Source organism: Mammaliicoccus sp. RAM2 (assembly GCF_045897195.1).
Classification (GTDB): domain Bacteria; phylum Bacillota; class Bacilli; order Staphylococcales; family Staphylococcaceae; genus Mammaliicoccus; species Mammaliicoccus sciuri.
Map to the genome: position 1 here is coordinate 87280 of NZ_JBJNWI010000002.1, position 12959 is coordinate 100238.

The 12959-nt window shown below is 32.3% G+C and carries 16 protein-coding genes; all 16 read right to left on the bottom strand.

The window, feature by feature from the left end; all coding sequences use genetic code 11:
* Nucleotides 1-11 precede the first annotated feature (11 nt).
* Complete coding sequence (gene yqeK, locus ACJTHF_RS03645; RefSeq protein ID WP_048539677.1) at nt 12-584, bottom strand: bis(5'-nucleosyl)-tetraphosphatase (symmetrical) YqeK; 573 nt, start codon at nt 582-584, stop codon at nt 12-14.
* Nucleotides 574-1146 (bottom strand): nicotinate (nicotinamide) nucleotide adenylyltransferase, encoded by a 573-nt coding sequence (nadD, locus tag ACJTHF_RS03650; RefSeq protein ID WP_058592275.1) that lies wholly within the window; start codon nt 1144-1146, stop codon nt 574-576. Before nadD ends, yqeK begins: the two co-directional genes overlap by 11 nt.
* Before the next feature lie 4 nt (nt 1147-1150).
* Nucleotides 1151-1441, bottom strand: a complete 291-nt coding sequence (gene yhbY, locus ACJTHF_RS03655; RefSeq protein ID WP_048539676.1) for a ribosome assembly RNA-binding protein YhbY — start codon at nt 1439-1441, stop codon at nt 1151-1153.
* Nucleotides 1435-2253, bottom strand: coding sequence for a shikimate dehydrogenase (gene aroE / locus ACJTHF_RS03660; RefSeq protein ID WP_078355860.1), 819 nt, complete (start codon nt 2251-2253; stop codon nt 1435-1437). Before aroE ends, yhbY begins: the two co-directional genes overlap by 7 nt.
* A 12-nt stretch (nt 2254-2265) precedes the next feature.
* On the bottom strand, nt 2266-3366 hold the full coding sequence (yqeH, locus tag ACJTHF_RS03665) for a ribosome biogenesis GTPase YqeH (RefSeq protein WP_078355861.1): 1101 nt from the start codon (nt 3364-3366) through the stop codon (nt 2266-2268).
* Nucleotides 3367-3368: 2 nt separating this feature from the next.
* Entirely contained in the window at nt 3369-3893 is a 525-nt protein-coding gene (locus ACJTHF_RS03670) for a YqeG family HAD IIIA-type phosphatase (protein ID WP_058592272.1), read from the bottom strand.
* Between the two features lie 231 nt (nt 3894-4124).
* The gene (locus ACJTHF_RS03675; RefSeq protein ID WP_037588376.1) at nt 4125-4814 is read right to left on the bottom strand and encodes a 5'-methylthioadenosine/adenosylhomocysteine nucleosidase; all 690 of its coding nucleotides are present in this window, start codon (nt 4812-4814) and stop codon (nt 4125-4127) included.
* Between the two features lie 68 nt (nt 4815-4882).
* The gene (locus ACJTHF_RS03680) at nt 4883-6121 is read right to left on the bottom strand and encodes an NRAMP family divalent metal transporter (protein WP_058592270.1); all 1239 of its coding nucleotides are present in this window, start codon (nt 6119-6121) and stop codon (nt 4883-4885) included.
* Between the two features lie 11 nt (nt 6122-6132).
* A complete protein-coding gene (pxpA, locus tag ACJTHF_RS03685; protein WP_078355862.1) occupies nt 6133-6891 on the bottom strand; it encodes a 5-oxoprolinase subunit PxpA in 759 nt (252 codons plus the stop codon).
* Between the two features lie 12 nt (nt 6892-6903).
* A complete protein-coding gene (accC, locus tag ACJTHF_RS03690) occupies nt 6904-8241 on the bottom strand; it encodes an acetyl-CoA carboxylase biotin carboxylase subunit (protein ID WP_232157144.1) in 1338 nt (445 codons plus the stop codon).
* Nucleotides 8242-8255: 14 nt separating this feature from the next.
* The gene (locus tag ACJTHF_RS03695) at nt 8256-8675 is read right to left on the bottom strand and encodes an acetyl-CoA carboxylase biotin carboxyl carrier protein (RefSeq protein ID WP_058592267.1); all 420 of its coding nucleotides are present in this window, start codon (nt 8673-8675) and stop codon (nt 8256-8258) included.
* Nucleotides 8672-9679: a biotin-dependent carboxyltransferase family protein gene (locus ACJTHF_RS03700; RefSeq protein WP_078355864.1), complete on the bottom strand. Its 1008-nt coding sequence runs from the start codon at nt 9677-9679 to the stop codon at nt 8672-8674. The genes ACJTHF_RS03695 and ACJTHF_RS03700 overlap by 4 nt, the downstream gene beginning before the upstream one ends.
* A complete protein-coding gene (pxpB, locus tag ACJTHF_RS03705; protein WP_078355865.1) occupies nt 9676-10401 on the bottom strand; it encodes a 5-oxoprolinase subunit PxpB in 726 nt (241 codons plus the stop codon). The genes ACJTHF_RS03700 and pxpB overlap by 4 nt, the downstream gene beginning before the upstream one ends.
* A gap of 149 nt (nt 10402-10550) precedes the next feature.
* Nucleotides 10551-11027 carry a transcription elongation factor GreA gene (gene greA, locus ACJTHF_RS03710; protein WP_025904231.1) on the bottom strand — a complete coding sequence of 159 codons (477 nt, stop codon included), beginning with the start codon at nt 11025-11027 and terminating at the stop codon, nt 10551-10553.
* Nucleotides 11028-11056: 29 nt separating this feature from the next.
* Nucleotides 11057-11680, bottom strand: a complete 624-nt coding sequence (gene udk, locus ACJTHF_RS03715) for a uridine kinase (protein ID WP_025904232.1) — start codon at nt 11678-11680, stop codon at nt 11057-11059.
* On the bottom strand, nt 11680-12948 hold the full coding sequence (locus tag ACJTHF_RS03720) for a peptidase U32 family protein (RefSeq protein WP_058592263.1): 1269 nt from the start codon (nt 12946-12948) through the stop codon (nt 11680-11682). The genes udk and ACJTHF_RS03720 overlap by 1 nt, the downstream gene beginning before the upstream one ends.
* Nucleotides 12949-12959: the final 11 nt, after the last annotated feature.

Genomic DNA, 12959 nt, shown 5'->3' on the forward strand with positions numbered 1-12959 from the left:
TAACCATTCCTTTATTGTTCTGAATGCATATTATAATAATTTAAGCATTCTATAGTTTTTAAATGTACTGTTTTATCCTTATTAATTAAGTGTAACACTGTACGTTTTGATATTTCGTAAACTGCTTTATCCAAGTTGCGTTCTTTAAAGACAATATCTCTAATTTCATCTACACCTGGAGTTGTTCTTTTAGGTTCAATATAATCAGCTATAAAAATTATTTTTTCAGTCTTATTCATTTGTGCTCTACCAGTCGTATGACTATATATAGCGTAATAAATTTCTTCATCATTTATATCATATTGATCTTTAAGTCTTGCAGCAGCAACTGGTCCGTGTAATATTTCTGAGCCATAACTTAATAAATCTTGCCCTAGTTCATATTGCGTTACACTTTGATATAACGCTGAAAGTTCTTCATATTTACATAAATCATGCAGGATTCCTGCTAATTCAACTTTTTTAATATCACCATCAAAGATTTCTGCCATTTTCTTACCAGTTTCGGCTACTCTCATAGAGTGATTATATCTTTTTGATGGTAACGTTTCTTCAACCAATTTGACTGCTTTTTTAATTTTCATACAATCGTCCCCTTTTGATATATCTTTCAATTCGTGGCGTAACGAGCATCTTTATAGATTGACGATTTTTACATCTATTGCGAATGTCTGTTGAGCTTACATCAATTCTTGGAATGTGCAATGCTAACATGCCTTCTTTTACATCTTGTTTATCAACTTCTCTATTAACAACGACAAATGTTAACAATTCTTTTAATTCTGCAATGTTTCTCCATTTATGCAAATTCTCGTATTGATCTGAACCGATTACAAAATATATTTGATAATTAGGAAATTCTTGTTTAAATTCTTTAATCGTATCAAATGTGTAGCTCGTACCTTTTCTATTAAGTTCTCTCTCATCAACTTCACCGAATTGCAAATCTTCAATAGCTAATTCTAACATTTTTACACGTTCTGATTCTATTAAATAAGATTCGTTATGTTCTTTAAGTGGTGATTGATAACTTGGTAAGAAAATAAATTTATCAGGTTGAACAAATTGATATGCTTCACTCGCAACTAACATATGTCCAATATGAATTGGGTTAAATTGACCTCCATAAATCATGAGCTTTTTCATAATATTATGGTAGTTCTAATCTTTTATTTTCTTTAGATTCTTTATATAAGACAATAATATTACCGATAAGTTGTACGAGTTCAGCACCTGCTTGTTCAGCTATTGATTCAGCTACTTCTTTATGATCGTCCATATTATTTTGTAAGATATGAATTTTGATCAATTCTCTTTTTTCAAGTACGTCTTGCACTTGGTCTATCATATTGTCATTTAATCCGCCTTTACCAATTTGGAAAATTGGATCTAAATGATGCGCTTCTTTTCTTAAATATCTCTTTTGTTTACCTGTTAACATAATGATCTCCTTTTAAGTTCCTCTTGTACTTTATTTCTCATTGATTCTATTTGAGCTTCTTGCCCAGTCCATATTTTAAAGCTTTCTGCTCCTTGATAAACGAACATATCCAATCCGTTATAAATTGCAATACCTGCTTGTTCACATGCTTGCAGTAGCGGTGTCTTTTCAGGAATATAGATGATATCACAAACTAAACTATTTTTACATATCTTCTCCACAGGAATAATGAATTCACTATGCTGTGTATTCATGCCTACCGGTGTCGTATTAATAATAATATCAAATGTGTGAAGAACAGATTGAACATCTGTTAGACTTATTGCATTTATATCAATTTGCCATTTATCAAATCTAGACATCGTTCTATTTGCCACTGTTATTTTATGATTCGTAAACTTCTGCATTTCCGAAACAATACCTTTACTCGCACCACCAGCACCTAAAACTAAAATTTTTCGATCTTGTATGCTACCGTAATGTTCAATTAAACCTTTAACAAAACCAATACCATCCGTATTATAACCAATCCATTTATTATCTTGTATTAGAACGGTGTTAACAGCACCAATATGCTTAGCATTTGAAGATACTTCATCTAAATAAGGCAAGATGGATTCTTTATGCGGTATTGTAATATTAAAGCCGTCTAATGCTTTTTCATTTATGATTTCTTTAATATGTTTAAATTGTTCTGGTGGAATATCTAAAGCACCATATTCATCTTCCCTGCCTAATGCTTCAAAATTTGCTGCGTGCATAATCGGTGAAAGTGAATGGCTAATAGGATGTCCGATAACTCCAAACTTCATTTAATTCACCTCTTATAAAATAGATGTTCTTAATGTAACTTCGACTTCTTTTGGTGCAGTAACATGTATTTCTGCCCCTGCATCTACAGTTACAAATCCTAATCCTGAAATCATAACATCTTTTCTTTCAGATTCAGTTGTAATCTCAGTTGTTTTTAAGTTATCGAAGTTAAAGTTCGTTGGATCATATGGTGGTTTAAGAAGTTCACCAATTTGACGTTTCCATAAATCTTCAGCGTTTGATAACTTTGTTCTATGAATGTTTAAGTCGTTTGATACAAAACATGTTAAAGAACGTCTACCGCCACTTACATAATCTACTCTAACTAAGCCACCTAAGAATAAGCTTTGTTCTTCGTTTAATTGATAAACTTTAGGCTTAATTTCTTTTTTAGGCATTACAACTTTCAATTCTTTATCTGTAACGTAGTGCGTCATTTGATGACTTTGAATAATACCAGGTGTATCAAACATATATGAATCATCATCTAATGGAATATCAATCATATCTAATGTTGTACCAGGGAAATGACTCGTTGTAATAACTTCTTTTTCACCGACACTCTTTTCAATCAATCTATTGATTAATGTAGATTTACCAACGTTTGTTGTACCTACTACATAAACATCTTTACCTTCTCTAACTTTCTCGATAGTTGATAGTAATTCATCAATTCCTTGATTTTTATATGCAGAAATCAGTACAACTTCGTCAGGATTAAGTCCAAAATCTTTCGCACGATTTCTTAACCAAATTTCGACTCTTCTTTTATTAATGGCTTTAGGTAAGATATCCATTTTATTCGCAACAAGTACGACTTTTTTCTTACCTACTATATCTTTTAAGCGATGTATCATTGATCCTTCTAGATCAAATACATCCACAACATTGACGATTAAACCATCTTCATTGTGAAGAGATTTCAACATATTTAGAAAATCTTCACTTGTTAAATCAACATCTTGGACTTCGTTATAATTTTTAAGTCTAAAACATCTCTTACAAATGACATCTTCTTTATTCAAACTTGATTGTGGAACGTATCCAGCTTCATTCGGATTTTCAGATTGAAGTGTTGCACCGCAACCAATACATTTAGCAAACTCTGTCAAATTTATTCCTCCCAGTTAATTAAACCTTTTCTCTTAAAGTAATTTAAAAATCTTCTTTCTATTAATCGATTGAATTTCGTAACAAAACCATCTGTCTTTTTCACAGGTACAACCATAATCGTATATAATCCGTTTCTATTTCCACCAAACACATCTGTTAACATTTGATCCCCAATAACAACTACTTCAGACTTATTGACGTTCATTAAATTTGCTGCTTGTCTAAAAGCTTTACCACGTGGTTTACGTGCTTTAAAAATATAATCAATATTTAATGTTGATGAAAATGACGCAACACGTTCTTGATTATTATTAGAAACAATCGTAACTGTTATACCATTATCTTTCATATTTTCAAACCAATTTCTCACTTCATCAGTTGGATCTTTAACATCCCAACCAACTAATGTATTATCTAAGTCCGTGATAATTGCTTTTATATTTTTAGATTTTAAATGTTCAGGTTCGATATTAAAAACTGTTTGAACATATTCATTTGGTAAAAAATATTTTGTAAATAATCCCATTATTACACCTCAATATTATCTTTTATTTTAACATAAATTATATTTACATTCCTTTTAGTTGAATACAAAATAAAAGTGTTGCAAATCACTTACGATTCGCAACACTAAATATTATTCTGTAATTTCACGGTCAGAAGATTTTTCAACTTCTGTATTCGCATAAATCACATAACCAACAAGTGCTGTAGCAATGACAGCGATAGCCATTAATATTAACATGAAACTGCCTCCTTATGCCACTCTATTTAATAATAATTTTACAATTTTACTAGAATTGACGCAAGCTACTTTTAAAAATTCTTCAAAAGTAACATCAGATTCCTTATCTGCTAAATCTGAAACAGCTCTCGTAACAATAATAGGCACATTATATTGGTAACAAGTTTGAGCAATTGCACCAGCTTCCATCTCTACGACACTCGCAGTAGGAAAGTTAGATTTAATCACTTTGCGCTGATCAATTGAGCCAATGAAACTATCACCTGTAGCAACTTCACCAACAATACCATTTAAATCAAGCTGTTCTATTGATGATTTAGCTAAGTCAATTAATTCCTTATCAGTTTCATAAAATTCTGGCATACTTGGTACTTGTCCCAATTTATAGCCAAATGCCGTTGCATTAACATCATGATAATAAACTTTATTACTAATAATGATATCACCAATATTTAATTCGCTATCAACAGAACCTGCTGAACCTGTATTAATGATTAAATCTGGTTTAAATTCATTGATAAGTAATGTTGCTGTAATTGCAGCATTTACTTTACCAATACCACTTTGTGCTAATACAACTTGTTTATCTTCTATATTACCTTTATAAAAAATAACATGTGCAATTTGGATTGTTTCTCTATTTTCAATAGATGACTTTAATATTTCTACTTCTTCTTCCATTGCTCCAATAATACCAATCATGCTTTATCACTCCATCATATTCATTCAATATTTATATTAACATAATTAGTATACTTTGAAATAAGTTTTTAACTATTCCACAAACTTTGTAAGCCTTGTAATGATAATACCCCTGCTATTAATGTTGTAAGAACAGCAACTATACCGAGTACAATCATCCATGTTGGATGTTTATAGTCACCAACGATACTTTTCTTCTTAGAAGCAATTAAAATTGTTCCTAAAGTTACTGGTAAAATCAAACCGTTCAATGCACCAGCAATAATCAATAATTTAACTGGCTTACCAATTGTTAAGAATACAATAGATGAAACGACTATAAAGATAATAATAACTAAGTTTCTATGATTTTTAATAGATGGATGTAAAGATTGAATAAATGTTGTACTTGTATATGCACAGCCAATTACGGATGATAATGCTGCTGCAAATAATACAACACCGAATACTTGTTTACCGACAGGTCCTAATACATGTTCAAATACAGAAGCTGGTGGATTGTCTGGGTTTAAAGTGAACCCTGTAACAACAACACCAAGTACTGCTAAGAATAAAAATGTTCTCATAATACCCGTTGTTAATATACCTGAAATAGCAGCTCTATTTACAAATGGTATATAGCCTTTTCCAGTTATACCTGCTTCTAACAATCTATGAGCACCTGCAAATGTAATATAACCACCAACAGTTCCACCTACTAATGTGATGATAGGAACAATGAGTTTACTAATATCATCAGGTACAATCATTTTTTGTGCCGCTTCGACAACTGGTGGTTTTGTTAATACCATTACATAAGCAACAATAGCAATCATAAGTACACCTAATATTTGTGTAATAATATCTACGACTTTTTGTGCGTTTTTAACAACAAATATTAAAATCGCTAATACGCCTGTAATACCTGCACCAATTCTTACATCTAAACCGAATATCGCATTAAGTCCTAGCCCAGCACCTGCAACGTTACCGATGTTAAATGCTAGTCCACCAATAGCGATTAATATTGCGATAAATGTACCTAACCCCTTAAACACATCATTCGCGATATCTTGTCCACCTTTACCTACAACTGTGATAACACGCCAAATATTAATTTGTGCACCAATATCAATCAGTATAGATGCAAGAATTGCAAATGCAAAGCTTGCAAGAAATTGCTCAGTAAAAACTGCCGTTTGAGTTAAGAATGCTGGTCCAATAGATGAAGTAGCCATTAAGAATACTGCACCCCATAGAATTCTTCTATGCTTATTTGTTATTTCAAACGGTTGATTTAACTCCTCATACCCTTTATTTTGCTTCATACACTTTCCTCCTATTTCATTGCACTAATTTCTATGCCTTCAGCTTTAAACTGTCGAATAATTTCTTGAACAAAATCTAAAGCATGTTGTCCGTCTCCATGTACACAGATTGTATCTGCTTCAATCGGAATTTCATTTCCATTTATCGTGATAACTTTAGATTCTTTAACCATTTTAATTACTTGTGCGACAGCTTTGTTTGTATCTTTTATAAGCGCGCCTTCTTTTTTTCTAGAAACTAGTTGGCCATTATCTTCGTATGCACGATCAGCAAATACTTCACTCTTATATGTTAAATTATGACGTTTACATGATTCGATCAATTCACTATTAGATAAACCAACAAATAATAATTGATTATCAAAATCTTTCACTGCTTTAACAATTGCATCGGCAATTTCTGGATCTTTAGCACCCATTTGATACAATGCGCCGTGTGGTTTAACATGGTGAATTTTTGTTTGATGTATTTTACAAAATCCAGCTAATGCACCTAATTGATAAATGACTAGATCATAAACTTCCTCTGGTGTAACATCTATGTTTCTACGACCAAATCCAATTAAATCTTGAAATCCTGGATGAGCACCAATATGTACATCATGTAGAACAGCCAATTTAACTGTTTCATTCATAACGTGTTGATCTCCTGCATGAAAACCACATGCTACATTTGCAGAAGTGATTAAAGGTAATATACTTTCATCATTACCAAGTTTATAGTTACCAAAGCTTTCTCCTAAATCACAATTCAAATCAACTTTTACCATAATACCATCTCCTTAAACGATTTTATGTTCATGTAGAAACTTAATTGTTATATCATTTTTAATATATGGTTCATAGCTCAACACGCGATATAAAAAGTCTAACGTTGTCGGAAAACCATCAATGACCGTTTCTTCTAACGTACCTTTCATTTTTTCAATTGCTTCAAGTCTATCTTCACCTTTAACAAGTATTTTAGCGACTAATGAATCATAGTAAGGTGGAATTTGATAACCATCATATAACATACTGTCTACTCTCGTATTAAATCCATTAGGTAAATGTAATGCTTGAACAACACCTGCTGCTGGGCGGAATTGTTTTTCTGGATTTTCAGCATTAATACGACATTCAATCACATGCCCATCAAAATGGATATCCTCTTGTTTAATTGTTAACTTCTCACCATTAGCTACTAATATTTGTTGCTTTATTAAATCGACACCTGTTAATAATTCTGTAACTGTGTGTTCAACTTGAATACGTGTATTCATTTCTAAGAAATAATATCCGTCATCTGTTAATAAAAATTCAATCGTTCCAGCACTTTCATAATTACAAGCTTTAGCGGCTTTAACAGCATCAGCATGTAGTGAATTTCGCGTTTCTTGATCTAGTGCTGCACAAGGTGCTTCTTCAATTAACTTCTGGTTCTTTCTTTGAATTGAACAATCACGTTCACCTAAATGAATCGCTTCACCATGTTTACTCGCGAGTATTTGAACTTCCACATGTCTAGCTTCATCAATAAATGTTTCAATATACACACGTTTATCTCCAAAGTATTTTTCACCTTCAGATTGAGCTTCTTTAAAGAATTGTTCAAGTTGGTCAGGTTCTTGTACGATTCGAATACCTTTACCACCACCACCACTAGCAGCTTTTAATACAAAAGGATACCCAACTTTTTGAGCAACTTCTTCTGCTTCATTTACTGACTTTACTTCTCCAATAGAGCCAGGAATAATCGGTACGTTAGCGTTGTACATTGTTTCTCTTGCTTTTATTTTATCTCCCATTAAATCCATCGTGTTATAACTAGGTCCAACAAAGATAATATTTTCTTCATCTACTCTTTTTCTAAATGTCGTAGATTCTGATAAAAATCCATACCCAGGATGTATAGCATCTGCCTTACTCATCTTACAAGCTTCTAAAATGCGTTCAATATCTAAATAACTGTCACTTGATTGACTTGGCCCAATACAAATGGCTTCATCAGCTAATTGTACGTGTAAACTATCTTTATCTGCTTTGGAATAAATTGCGATTGTTGTAATATTCATCATTCTACATGTTCTAATAATTCTAACCGCAATTTCGCCTCTGTTTGCAATCAGTAAACGCTTAATCATAAAAATCCCCCTTATTTCAATGTGATAATCGTTTGTCCGTATTCAACAGGATCCCCATGATTAATTTGTATATCATTAACGATACCGTCATACTCACTTATAACTTCATTGAGCACTTTCATTGATTCGATATAACCGACAACTTGACCTTCTTTCACTTCATCTCCCACTTTAACAAGTGGATTTTGCAAAGTTTCTTCATCTTGTAAATAAAATGTTCCAAGAATTTCCGCTTCAATTGTATTGAGCTGTTCTTCTTGTTTTGAAGTTGGCGTGCTTTCTTCAACATTATTAACTGGCGTTGTAGTGACGATATTTGAAGTTGATTTTAAGTCTAACTCAACTTCGACAGTTTCATCTTTATATTTCATATAATTTACTTGATTTTGTTTCATGAGTTTAATAAGTTCTTCTATCTTTTCAATATTCATGATTGATTCCCCTTTATAAGTTTTGCTATTTTTTTAGATTTAGGACGAATATTGCTTAAATCTTTATATTTTTTCAGTTTAATGTCATCTATATCTGCTTCTAATTGTTTAATATATGTTTGATATTCAAGTGTGGCATCTTTAAATGAAATCCATTTAAAAGTAATGCTATCATTTGCTTTTAATTGAGATAGCTTTTCTCTTCCTATAAAACTAACTGTAGCAATCTTTGTATAACCACCTATCGTCTGACGATCATTAAGCAATATAATAGGCTGTCCATTAATAGGAACTTGTACACTACCTGGTGCAATCGGTTCAGAAATAATATCTGCGTTATGCTTATGTACAATTGGTTCATCCCCATTTAATCGATAACCCATACGATCTGACATTTCTGATATTGTATATGATTGATTAACAAGTTGGGCATGCGATTCTGATGTAAATTCATCAAATTGTAAACCTTCCATAATTGGAATAATGTTTGCATCTTCTAATTGTTTGATATTAAACGTATTACCTATAATGTCATGGTTAATTGTTTTATCTTTGAATTTCAAAACATCATTTCTGTTTAATGTTCTTCCATTCATACCACCTATGCCACTTCTAGTATGTGTCGATACACTGTCTAATATCGGTTCAATATTTAAAGATTTATGAAAAGCTAAATAGCCTCTCGCCCCAGATGAAATAGTCTTTATATTGAGCACTTGCCCTTTTTCTACATAAATTGCTGTATTTACTGGTATTGTTTGATCATCAAGCTGTATATCAGCATCATACGCAACAAATGCAACGATGTTCGGTTCTTCAAATTTCAATGTAGGACCATTTAAAGTCACTTCTAATACAGGTGCATTGTCATTATCCACTAAAGCATTCGCGATTCTGTATAAATATTGATTCATAACACCCGCTTCAGAAAATCCATCTTTTTCAAACTTTGATCGACCAATATCTTGAACAGTCGTAAACAAACCGGGTTTTATACATTTCATTTCAAATCACCTACTAACTGACGATAATCAAATGTGCCATTTGCAATTTCGTCTTCGATTCTTGTAAATTCTTCTTGATGAATAGCTTTAAAAGCAATATAGTCTCCAGCTTCATATAAAATCATAGGCTCTCGATTTAAGTTGAAAACATCTATTGGCGTGCGACCAATAATTTGCCATCCGCCTGGTGATGATTTCGGATAAAGTCCTGTTTGATTATTTGCAATTCCAACAGATCCTTGGACGATTTTACTTCTTGGCGTTTCTTTTCTTGGTGTATGTATTATCTTATTTAAACCTCCTAAAAATGGAAAGCCGGGTAAAAATCCTATTGCATAAATTAAATAATTTTCTTCCGTATGTATTTGAATCACATCTTCTTCAGTTAATTGTGCATGCTCAGCAACAATATTTAAGTCTGGTCCAAATTCACCACCATATACAACTGGTAATGTTATCAATTTCTTCGAATGTGATGCATTTTCTTGATCAAGATTTAAATGATGTAAGTCTAGTTCATGAAGGACTGTTTCGTATGTATAATGTTTCGCATCAAATGCGACCATGATTGATCGATATGATGATGTCACACTCATAACAGCAGGATGCTGCAATGATTCAATATGTAATGCGATTGTCGAAATTTTATTCCTTATTTCTGGACTGATTTCATTTTGTTCATAAATCATAAAATGCGTCTCACTCACTTGCTTAATATCCAATTTTACCACCCCTTTGTTAACGCTTTTAATAATCAGATAATTAAATCAATTATACTTTATCATAATACCATGATTTATATATAAAAAAAAAGCTGTAAAAACGTTTGTTTCATACGTTTCTACAGCTTTTCTATTAAATTATTATACGATTAATCGATTTTTACGATTTTAACTTTCATTTCGTTACCATTTGGTAATGGAACATTCACTTCTTCGTTCAGTTTTTTACCAATTAAAGCTTTAGCAATTGGAGACTCATTAGAAATTTTACCTTCAAATGGATCTGCTTCTGCTGAACCTACAATTTTGTAGCTTTCTTCTTCGTTACCTGGAATTTCAGTAAATGTTACAGTTCTACCGATTTGCACGTCATTTTTTGAACCATTATCTTCAATAATTTGAGCATGACGAATCATGTTTTCAATTTTTTGAATTTCTTGTTCAATGAAACCTTGCTCATCTTTAGCTGCATCATATTCAGAGTTCTCAGATAAGTCACCGAAACTACGTGCTACTTTTATTTTTTCAACGACTTCTGGTCGCTTAACTGTTTTTAATTCTTCAAGTTCTTTTTCTAATTTGTTAAAACCTTCCTGTGTCATAGGAAATTCTTTTTGTGTTTCCATTCTTCCATCTTCCTTTACTTTAAAATTATTTAAATATTTTTAACTAACGATTGAATTTTCGTAGTCATAATATCAATAGCTACCTTATTACTACCACCTTCAGGGATGATGATATCCGCATATTTCTTGGTTGGTTCAATAAACTGGATATGCATCGGTCTTACAACTGATAAGTATTGATCAATTACTGATTCCATCGTACGTCCTCTTTCTTTAATGTCTCTCGTTAAACGACGTAAAATTCTTAAATCAGCATCAGTATCAACATAAATCTTAACATCCATTAAATTACGTAAATCTTCATTTTCAAGCGCGAATATGCCTTCAAGTATAATAACATCTTTAGGTTCGAATCTAATCGTTTTATCGCTTCTCGTGTGATTTGAATAATCATACGTAGGAACTTCAATTGCATGTCCATCTTTAATTCTTGTTAAATCTTGTTTCAATCTTTCATTATCGAAAGCAAATGGATGATCATAGTTCGTCTTCAATCTATCTTCAAAAGACATATGTGATTGATCTTTATAATAGTAATCTTGTTCTATTAATGCAACACTATATCCATCTAAATTTTTCATAATTTCGGATGTTACAGAAGTCTTACCTGAACCAGAACCCCCTGCAATACCTATAATTGTAGTCTTTCCCATCAAACGATTCCCTTTCTCATCATGTTATTTGGATAAATCTGACGATCCACTTTTATTTGAATGACTTGAAGTGGATGTCTGGCTGCGTCAAGCTCTTCACCATTTTCATCATATATCTTATCAATGACTTGAGTGAAGTTTTCAATTTCAGGTCCAAAAAATTCAATTTCTTGCCCTGGTTTGAAATAATTTCTTTGTTGGATGGTAGCTATTTGTGATACTTCGTCATAGTCTAACACTAAACCACAAAAATCAAAAGGTGTTTTTTTATTTGATTCATGTCCAAACATTTGTTCTTCGTAATGTGGTACTCCTTCGAAGAACGCAGGCGCAGTATCTCTATTCGCACATTTATCTAATTCAATCAACCACCTAGGATCAATTTTAAAGTTTTCTGGATCCTCAGCATAGCGATCAATTACTTTGCGATAAACAGATACAACGGTAGCAATATAATGAATAGATTTCATACGACCTTCAATTTTTAGAGAATCTATACCGATGTCCATCATTTTAGGTATAGATTCAATTAATTTCAAGTCTTTTGGACTCATTGCAAAAGGCGTGATCTCATTACCATCGAAATATGGCTCTAATTCTCCATCTTCTTCTACTGAAATTAAATCATAATCCCATCTACAACTTTGGCAACAACCACCTCTATTTGAGTCTCTTGCTGTCATGTGATTACTTAATGTACATCTACCAGAATATGCAATACACATTGCACCGTGTATAAACGTTTCAATTTCGATATCAACTTTTTCTTTCATTTCGCGCATTTCTTCAGCACTCGTTTCACGAGCTAGAACGACTCTCTCAAGTCCCTCTTCTTTCCAATATTGAACTGCACGGTAATTTGATAAAGATTGCTGTGTACTTAAATGAATTTCTAAATTAGGTGCAACACGTTTACATGTTTCTATAATAAGTGGGTCGGCAACTATAATACCGTGCGCACCCGTTTCATTTAGATTTTTTAAATATGCTTCTAAACCAGGTATATTTTCATCATGTGCAAAAATATTTGTTGTGACATAAATTTTTGCGCCATATTTTGCTGCAAACTGGACGCCTTCTTTTATTTCTTCCATCGTAAAGTTATCAGCATTTGACCTTAAACCATATTCTTGTCCACCAAGGAACACTGCATCCGCGCCATAATGAACAGCAATTTTGAGTTTTTCTAAATTCCCTGCAGGCGCTAGAAGTTCTGGTTTTTTTATCTTTGTTTGACGACTTGCGCCAATAGGTTCTAGAACTTTCATATATATCATTC

Coding starts and splice junctions, on each gene's coding strand:
- aroE (WP_078355860.1), bottom strand. CDS start 2,253: ATGAAGTTTGGAGTTATCGGACATCCTATTAGCCATTCACTTTCACCG.
- yqeK (WP_048539677.1), bottom strand. CDS start 584: ATGAAAATTAAAAAAGCAGTCAAATTGGTTGAAGAAACGTTACCATCA.
- ACJTHF_RS03700 (WP_078355864.1), bottom strand. CDS start 9,679: ATGAAATGTATAAAACCCGGTTTGTTTACGACTGTTCAAGATATTGGT.
- ACJTHF_RS03720 (WP_058592263.1), bottom strand. CDS start 12,948: ATGAAAGTTCTAGAACCTATTGGCGCAAGTCGTCAAACAAAGATAAAA.
- greA (WP_025904231.1), bottom strand. CDS start 11,027: ATGGAAACACAAAAAGAATTTCCTATGACACAGGAAGGTTTTAACAAA.
- ACJTHF_RS03680 (WP_058592270.1), bottom strand. CDS start 6,121: ATGAAGCAAAATAAAGGGTATGAGGAGTTAAATCAACCGTTTGAAATA.
- udk (WP_025904232.1), bottom strand. CDS start 11,680: ATGGGAAAGACTACAATTATAGGTATTGCAGGGGGTTCTGGTTCAGGT.
- ACJTHF_RS03695 (WP_058592267.1), bottom strand. CDS start 8,675: ATGAATATTGAAAAGATAGAAGAACTTATTAAACTCATGAAACAAAAT.
- nadD (WP_058592275.1), bottom strand. CDS start 1,146: ATGAAAAAGCTCATGATTTATGGAGGTCAATTTAACCCAATTCATATT.
- pxpA (WP_078355862.1), bottom strand. CDS start 6,891: ATGGTAAAAGTTGATTTGAATTGTGATTTAGGAGAAAGCTTTGGTAAC.
- ACJTHF_RS03670 (WP_058592272.1), bottom strand. CDS start 3,893: ATGGGATTATTTACAAAATATTTTTTACCAAATGAATATGTTCAAACA.
- ACJTHF_RS03675 (WP_037588376.1), bottom strand. CDS start 4,814: ATGATTGGTATTATTGGAGCAATGGAAGAAGAAGTAGAAATATTAAAG.
- yhbY (WP_048539676.1), bottom strand. CDS start 1,441: ATGTTAACAGGTAAACAAAAGAGATATTTAAGAAAAGAAGCGCATCAT.